General features: G+C 54.1%; 6 protein-coding genes, 1 tRNA gene and 1 rRNA gene. 3 read left to right on the top strand and 5 right to left on the bottom strand.

Translation table 11 applies throughout. The annotated features are described in order from the left end of the window. Window positions 1–7 precede the first annotated feature (7 nt). Both ACOI7Z_RS18030 and rrf read left to right on the top strand, forming a co-directional pair. Window positions 8–83 (top strand) — tRNA-Thr (locus tag ACOI7Z_RS18030). A gap of 38 nt (window positions 84–121) precedes the next feature. Continuing rightward, window positions 122–237: ribosomal RNA gene (gene rrf / locus ACOI7Z_RS18025) — 5S ribosomal RNA — on the top strand. Between the two features lie 220 nt (window positions 238–457). Here the strand turns inward: rrf and ACOI7Z_RS18020 are convergent. From ACOI7Z_RS18020 to ACOI7Z_RS18010, 3 genes are all read right to left on the bottom strand, one after another. Beyond that, the gene (locus ACOI7Z_RS18020) at window positions 458–679 is read right to left on the bottom strand and encodes a membrane protein (protein ID WP_004206262.1); all 222 of its coding nucleotides are present in this window, start codon (window positions 677–679) and stop codon (window positions 458–460) included. Window positions 680–971: 292 nt separating this feature from the next. Beyond that, on the bottom strand, window positions 972–4,082 hold the full coding sequence (locus tag ACOI7Z_RS18015; RefSeq protein ID WP_087848548.1) for an efflux RND transporter permease subunit: 3,111 nt from the start codon (window positions 4,080–4,082) through the stop codon (window positions 972–974). Window positions 4,083–4,094: 12 nt separating this feature from the next. Continuing rightward, entirely contained in the window at window positions 4,095–5,234 is a 1,140-nt protein-coding gene (locus ACOI7Z_RS18010) for an efflux RND transporter periplasmic adaptor subunit (protein ID WP_087848549.1), read from the bottom strand. Window positions 5,235–5,610: 376 nt separating this feature from the next. Here ACOI7Z_RS18010 and envR point away from each other — a divergent pair, with 376 nt between their 5' ends. Then, the gene (gene envR / locus ACOI7Z_RS18005) at window positions 5,611–6,264 is read left to right on the top strand and encodes an acrEF/envCD operon transcriptional regulator (RefSeq protein ID WP_023291162.1); all 654 of its coding nucleotides are present in this window, start codon (window positions 5,611–5,613) and stop codon (window positions 6,262–6,264) included. Window positions 6,265–6,348: 84 nt separating this feature from the next. Here the strand turns inward: envR and fis are convergent, their stop codons facing one another. Then, window positions 6,349–6,645: a DNA-binding transcriptional regulator Fis gene (fis, locus tag ACOI7Z_RS18000; protein ID WP_000462905.1), complete on the bottom strand. Its 297-nt coding sequence runs from the start codon at window positions 6,643–6,645 to the stop codon at window positions 6,349–6,351. 24 nt (window positions 6,646–6,669) lie between these two features. Then, window positions 6,670–7,635, bottom strand: coding sequence for a tRNA dihydrouridine synthase DusB (gene dusB, locus ACOI7Z_RS17995; RefSeq protein WP_004144972.1), 966 nt, complete (start codon window positions 7,633–7,635; stop codon window positions 6,670–6,672). Between the last annotated feature and the right edge of the window lie 211 nt (window positions 7,636–7,846).

Raw genomic sequence — 7,846 nt, 5'->3', positions numbered from 1 at the left:
TTAGCGTGCTGATATGGCTCAGTTGGTAGAGCGCACCCTTGGTAAGGGTGAGGTCCCCAGTTCGACTCTGGGTATCAGCACCACTTTTTAGGTTAAAGTTCGGCACGTTGTAAAGAATTTGCCTGGCGACAATAGCGCGGCGGTCCCACCTGACCCCATGCCGAACTCAGAAGTGAAACGTCGTAGCGCCGATGGTAGTGTGGGGTCTCCCCATGTGAGAGTAGGGAATCGCCAGGCATCAAATAAAGCAGAAGGCCCAGTCGAAAGACTGGGCCTTCTGCTTTTGTGTTATCTGTTGATAAGCAGTCCTGCCGCCAGGGGGAAACCCGTCAAAGCCGATTTGCGCGTGATGCAGCAAGGGACAGTGAGTTTGTTTGTTCGGTTGTCATGTGGATGATGCGCAGAAGAGCAGATACAGGTTCGACGCTAGCCCCTGTATCTGCTGGTCGGGGGAGAATTAGCGGGTCAGCGCGACGATCCCTAACGTGAGGCCGGCTACCGCGGCGGCGCCCCCGGCGATCGCGCCTGCGGTGTCCCAGTTGTCTTCTGTTGTGCCTTTCATACAGGTATTGGTGTGGACTAAGCGGCCTTGCGAGTCATACACCGGTACGCAGGGAGAGTCATGGGCACAGCCTGCCAGCAGAGAGGCCAGCAGCGCCACGATTAAATACTTTTTCATGATATTACCTCTGGATAATCCGCAGGGTTGTACTGAGAGCCAGTGCAGAACGGAATGGCTTATTTTATCACCGCGGATTGTCCGGCCCGGATGCCGAAATCATCTCAATATATGAGCCACGTAAATATCGTGAAGATAAGCAGGGGAATATGCAGAAAAGATGGAGAGAACGATCGTATCCCATCGCTGCCGCGCGCGATAGCGGTTGTCAGATAGCGGTAAGCTGTAGTGGTTGCTCATATACCAGGCGAAAAAAAAGCGCCCGCAGGGGCGCCTTTAATACCAGGCCGGGTTATTCAGCGTGCCGGGTAAAACGTCGTCTGACGACCACAAAGAAGACCGGAACAAAGAAGATCGCCAGCAGTGTCGCGGTTAGCATCCCGCCCATGACGCCGGTACCCACCGCATTCTGCGCCCCGCTGCCGGCACCATGGCTAATCACCAGCGGCATGACCCCGAGAATAAAAGCCAGAGAGGTCATCAGAATGGGTCGCAGGCGCATCCGCGATGCCTCCAGGGTTGCTTCAATGATCCCTTTCCCTTCTTTCTCCATCAGATCCTTGGCGAATTCGACGATCAGGATCGCGTTCTTCGCCGACAAACCGATCGTGGTCAGAAGGCCTACCTGGAAGTAAACGTCATTATTCAGCCCACGCAGCGTGGCGGCTAACAGCGCGCCGATCACCCCCAGCGGAACCACTAGCATGACTGAGAACGGAATCGACCAGCTCTCATACAGCGCCGCCAGGCACAGGAAGACGACGATCAGCGAGATGGCATAGAGCGCGGGAGCCTGGTTGCCGGAAAGGCGTTCCTGGTAAGACATCCCGGTCCAGTCGTAACCAATACCGCTCGGCAGTTTACTGGCCAGCGCTTCCATCAGCGCCATGGCTTCCCCGGTACTCTTGCCCGGCGAAGCTTCACCGAGGATTTCCATGGAGGGTAAACCGTTGTAGCGTTCCAGACGCGGCGAGCCATAAATCCAGCGCGAAGTGACGAAGGCGGAGAACGGGACCATTTCGCCATTGGCGCTACGAACATACATATTGTTAATGTCGCTCGGCAGCATACGGAAATGGGCATCAGCCTGGACGTACACTTTCTTGACGCGACCACGGTCAATAAAGTCATTGACGTAGTACCCGCCCAGCGCAGCGGATATCGTTTCATTGATATCGGAGAGCGATACGCCCAGCGCCTGCGCTTTTTCCTGGTCGACATCCAGTTTGAACTGCGGCGTATCTTCCAGCCCATTAGGCCGTACCCGTACCAGCTGATCCGGATGCTGTTTCACCATGCCCAGCAGTTGATTGCGCGCCTGCGTCAGGGCAGTATGGCCTAGCCCGCCCTGGTCGATCAGCTCAAAGTCGAAGCCGGTGGCGGTACCCAGCTCAATAATGGCAGGCATGTTGAACGGGAAAACCATGGCGTCTTTGATCTGGCTGAAGGCCACGGTGGCTCGCTTGATGATGGACTCCACGCTGTTTTTATCACCGCTGCGTGCTTCCCATGGTTTCAGGCTGACAAACGCCATGCCGGAGTTTTGTCCCTGGCCGCTGAAGCTGAAGCCGTTAACGGTAAAGACGCTTTCGACGTTAGCCTTCTCGTTATGCAGATAGTAGTCGGTCACGGTATCCAGCACTTTCTGTGTCCGCTCCTGTGTAGCGCCGGAAGGCAGCTGGATCATGGTCAGGAAGACCCCCTGGTCTTCATCGGGTAGAAAGGATGTCGGAAGACGCATAAACAGCACGGCCATTCCCACGACGATCAGCAGATAGATCACCAGGTAACGGCCGGTTCCACGCAAAATACCGCTGACGCTGTTGGTGTAGTGGTTAACGCTCTGGTCAAAACGGGCGTTAAACCAGCCGAAAAATCCTTTTTTCTCATGGTGTTCAGCTGAGGCTGGCTTCAACAACGTGGCGCAGAGCGCTGGCGTCAGCACCAGGGCAACCAGCACGGAGAGCGCCATGGCGGAAACGATGGTGATCGAAAACTGGCGATAAATCGCGCCGGTGGAACCGCCGAAGAAGGCCATCGGCACGAAAACCGCAGAGAGCACCATGGCGATACCCACCAGCGCCCCCTGGATCTGCGACATCGACTTTTCCGTCGCTTCTTTTGGCGAGAGCTTCTCCTCAACCATCACACGTTCGACGTTTTCCACCACCACAATGGCGTCATCGACCAGCAGACCTATCGCCAGCACCATACCAAACATCGTCAGGGTGTTAATGGAGTAGCCAAACATCGACAGTACGGCGAAGGTGCCCAACAGCACGACGGGCACGGCAATGGTCGGAATGAGCGTTGCGCGCATGTTCTGCAGGAACAGATACATGACAAGGAAGACGAGAATAATCGCTTCAAAGAGCGTTTTGACCACTTCGTGAATAGAGATTTTAACGAAAGGGGTCGTATCGTACGGATAGACCACCTTCATTCCCTGGGGGAAGTAAGGCTGCAGTTCGGCTAGCTTCGCTTTAATCGCAGTGGCGGTATCCAGCGCGTTGGCGCCGGTCGCAAGCTTAATACCCAGACCAGAGGCGGGCTTACCGTTAATTCTGGCGACGACGTTGTAGTTCTCTCCGCCCAGCTCAATGCGGGCGACATCTTTCAGATGGACGACAGAGCCATCGGCATTGACCCGCAGCGTGACCTTGCCAAACTCCTGCGGATCTTTAAGCCGCGTCTGGGCAATGATCGACGCGTTCAACTGCTGGCCTTTTAGCGCTGGCGTACCGCCCAGCTGGCCGGCGGCGATCTGATCGTTCTGAACCTGCAGCGCATTAATGACATCCACTGGCGTCAGGTTGTATTTGTTCAGCAGGTTGCCATCCAGCCAGATACGCATGGCGTACTGTGCGCCAAACAGCTGGACATCGCCCACACCGTTGAGTCGGCTGATGGGATCTTTAACATTAGAGGCGACATAGTCGGAAATATCATCCTGGGTAGTGACCGGGTTATCAGAGATAAAGCCGGCCACCAGCAGGAAGCTGCTGCTGGACTTCTCTACGCTAATTCCCTGCTGCTGGACTTCCTGAGGCAGCAGCGGGGTGGCCAGCTGCAGTTTGTTTTGCACCTGCACCTGGGCGATATCCGGATCGGTGCCGGACTTAAAGGTAAGCGTGATGGTTACTGAGCCGGCGGAATCGCTGGTCGACGACATATACTTCAGGTTGTCGATACCGTTCATGTTCTGCTCAATAACCTGAGTGACCGTGTCCTGCACGGTCTGAGCATCCGCACCGGGATAGGTGGCGGAGATCGCCACCGCAGGGGGCGCAATCGTCGGATACTGCGCTATCGGCAGCTGGAGAATGGCCAGACCGCCGGCAATCATCATGATGATGGCCAGCACCCAGGCAAAGACCGGTCGATGGATAAAAAACTTAGACATGGCTGGGTATCCTTATTGCGCGACCGGTGCCGCACGCTCCACTTCTGCTTTAACGGTGACGCCCGGACGGACTTTCTGTAAGCCGCTGACAATCACCTTATCGCCCGGCTTCAGCCCGCTGGTGATAAGCCACTTATCGCCCACGGCCTGGGAAGCCACCACTGGACGGGTCTCAACCTGATTTTTGTCATTCACCAGCATGACGGAGGCATCGCCCCGCGGCGTTCGAGTCACCCCCTGCTGCGGCACCAGGATGGCCTGCGGATCGGTGCCTTCATCGATGCGGGCGCGGACGAACATCCCCGGCAGCAGGACATGCTGCGGGTTAGGGAAGATAGCGCGCAGGGTAATTGAACCTGTACTTTCATCGACTGTGACGTCGGAGAACTGCAGCGAACCCTTAAGCGGATAGGCCTGGCCGTTCTCCATCAGCAGTTCAACGCTTTTGGTGTCGCCGCCGCGTTGCAGGCTTTCCTGCTTAAGGCGCATGAAGTCATTGCTGGATTCCGTCACGTCGACGTAGATCGGATCGAGCTGCTGGACGGTGGCCAGGGCATCCGACTGACCGTTGGTAACCAATGCCCCCTCGGTGACGCTCGATTTACCGATGCGTCCGCTAATGGGAGAGGTCACTTTGGTGTAGGCCAGGTTGATGCGGGCGCTTTCCACGGAGGCTTTGGTTGCGATGACGTCGGCATCGGCCTGGCGGGCGGTGGCTACCGCCTGATCGTATTCCTGTTGACTGATATACTGGGTACCCAGCAGCGGAACGTAGCGTTTCACCGTCAAGTGGGCGATGGCGGCTGCGGCTTCGGCTTTTGCTTCATCGCCCTTGGCGCTGTTCCACGCCGCCTGGTAGGTTGCCGGATCGATCTGATAGAGCGACTGGCCTGCTTCGACATCGCTTCCTTCAACAAAGTTACGCTTCAGGATAATACCGCTTACCTGAGGGCGGACTTCCGCCACGCGAAAAGCTGAAGTTCGGCCTGGCAGTTCGGTGGTGACCGACAGCGGCGCGCTGTTCACGACATGGACCGTCACCTGCGGCGCCTGGGCATGGGGTTGCGGATTGTCCGAATTATCGCAGCCGGTAAGCAATAAGGCCGAGATAATTAAACCGGATAAAAGTGTCACTCTGGCGTGAGTAGTCATGGCGGTTCCTTATAGATTACGTGCCAAATTCGGCGGCGAATCTGTGAAAGAAAGAGGGAATTAAAAAGCAGTTTGCCATCCTACAAATAAACGCCGCTGGATGTAAGGGATAGTTATTTTGGGACAATCAGCAAGGCACGCAAAAACAAAAAAGCGCGCAGCCTTTTTATTCTGTTTACCTTAATTGTAAATCTTAATAAATAGACATCAATTCCGTGAATGAGTTATTTATTAATATTGATTTGGGTAATTTATTTGACGATGGCGTCAGAATTAACTTGTCTGCATTTTTGCTAAAAAATATTCCATGACAAATGTTAGGTTAAGCGATCTTCAGAAAATCCTAAATATCCTGTCCGGCGGGAAGGGGGCTTGTATGGCAAGAAAAACGAAAGAAGAGGCGCTACGCACGCGGCAGCTCCTGATTGAGTCCGCGATCCAGCAGTTCGCTCTGCGGGGGGTGACCAACACGACCCTGACGGATATTGCTGATGCGGCGGGAGTGACCCGCGGCGCCGTCTACTGGCATTTTGCCAGTAAGACCGAGCTGTTTAATGAAATGTGGCAGCAGCAGCCACCGCTCAGGGATTTGATTCAGCATAGCCTCGCAACAGAGAATGAACAGGAGCCTTTAAATGCATTGCGCGAGCGGTTTATTACCGGGCTCCGCTATATTGCTGCGAATCCTCGCCAGCGCGCGCTGATGCAAATTCTTTATCAGCGCTGCGAGTTTGCCAATGATATGCTTTCGGAAAATGAAATTCGCCAGCGCATTGGCTTTAATTATTCGCTCATCGGCGGCATGCTGCAGTGCTGTGTGCGTAACAATATATTGCCAGCCGAAACAAATATTGAAGTGATATTAATTGTTTTACACAGCGCCTTTTCCGGACTAATTAAAAACTGGCTGCTCGATCCGCAACGCGTCGATCTTTATCAGCAGGCGCCTGCGCTGGTGGATAATATTATGGCGGTAGTCTGTGCTGCTCGTGTATCGGAGACGCCGGTACTGCGGGCGGTGAATCAGTAATGTGTCCCGCTGCCGCAGGTAATAAAAAAGGCGCTTCCCCATGCCGAAGAGCGCCTTTTATATCAAGCAAGCAACTGACTAGTATCAGTTCATGCCGTATTTTTTCAGTTTTTTACGCAGCGTACCGCGGTTGATGCCCATCATCAGGGCAGCGCGGGTCTGGTTACCACGGGTGTATTGCATCACCATGTCCAACAGGGGCTGTTCAACTTCAGCCAGTACCAGCTCATACAGGTCATTCACATCCTGACCGTTCAGTTGAGCAAAATAGTTCTTCAGTGCCTGTTTAACCGAGTCACGCAGGGGCTTTTGAGTTACCTGATCCTGAGAGTTAACGGTAGAAACGGTCAGTACGTCAGAATTTACGCGTTGTTCGAACATAGTTCTGTCAGCTCTTTATTTCTATTACGCAAAATTTTCGAAGTATGCCTCCAACGCCTCCAGCTGTTCGCTGGCATCCTCAATGGCGTTGAATGTGCGCCGAAACTGGTCATCTGGAGCATGTTCCTGAAGATACCAGGAGACGTGTTTACGCGCGATTCGGTACCCTTTTGCCTGACCATAAAAGTCATGCAATTCCCGAACGTGCGCACAAAGCAAGCGCTTGACCTCTGCCAGCGGCAGCGGGGGCAGCAGCTCTCCAGTGTCCAGATAATGCTGGATTTCCCGAAAGATCCAGGGTCTTCCCTGAGCTGCACGGCCTATCATCAGGGCATCAGCCCCTGTATAGTCGAGCACAGCTCTGGCTTTAAGCGGGTCAGTAATGTCGCCATTCGCGATAATCGGAATGGAAACTTTCTGCTTAACTGCCCGAATACTGTCGTACTCAGCGTCTCCGTTAAACAAGCAGGCGCGGGTGCGTCCGTGAATAGTCAGAGCCTGAATGCCACACTCTTCGGCCAGTTGGGCAATCTCTACGCAGTTACGGTGTTCCGGTTCCCAACCGGTGCGAATCTTGAGAGTCACAGGAACGTCCACCGCATTCACGACCGCCGTCAGGATCGACTTCACCTGGTCGGGGTACTGCAAGAGGGCTGAACCTGCAAGCTTGCGATTCACCTTTTTCGCCGGGCATCCCATATTGATATCAATAATCTGGGCGCCGCTTTCCACGTTAATCCGCGCGGCGGCAGCCATCTCTTCCGGCACGCTACCGGCGATTTGCACGGTACGAATACCGGGCTCATCAATATGCACCATCCGTAAACGGGACTTGTCGCTCTCCCACACCTGTGGGTTAGAGGACATCATCTCGGAAACGGTTAAACCCGCTCCCATCTCGTAGCACAGCGTCCGGAATGGTCTGTCTGTAATGCCAGCCATGGGCGCTGCGATCAGGCGATTTCTGAGCTGGTGGTGTCCGATGCGCATGAGTTAAGAAATGACCATACTGTGACTGCAAGGCGGCGTATATTACGCATTTTTTGCACGAGATGAAAGGCCAAACTTTGAGCAATCCTCTGTTGCAGATCAATGAATCCGGGACTAACGTAAAAGGAATGAATAAATACTTATATTAATCATTGATTTAATGGCTGATGGATAATTTGTGTCCATTTATAAAATCATAAAACTTCTCGAT

The organism is Klebsiella sp. C283 (genome assembly GCF_048822555.1).
GTDB classification, from domain to species: Bacteria; Pseudomonadota; Gammaproteobacteria; order Enterobacterales; family Enterobacteriaceae; genus Klebsiella; species Klebsiella quasipneumoniae.
The sequence above is the reverse complement of the archived record's forward strand: the minus strand, read 5'-3'. Positions and strand labels throughout refer to the sequence as shown.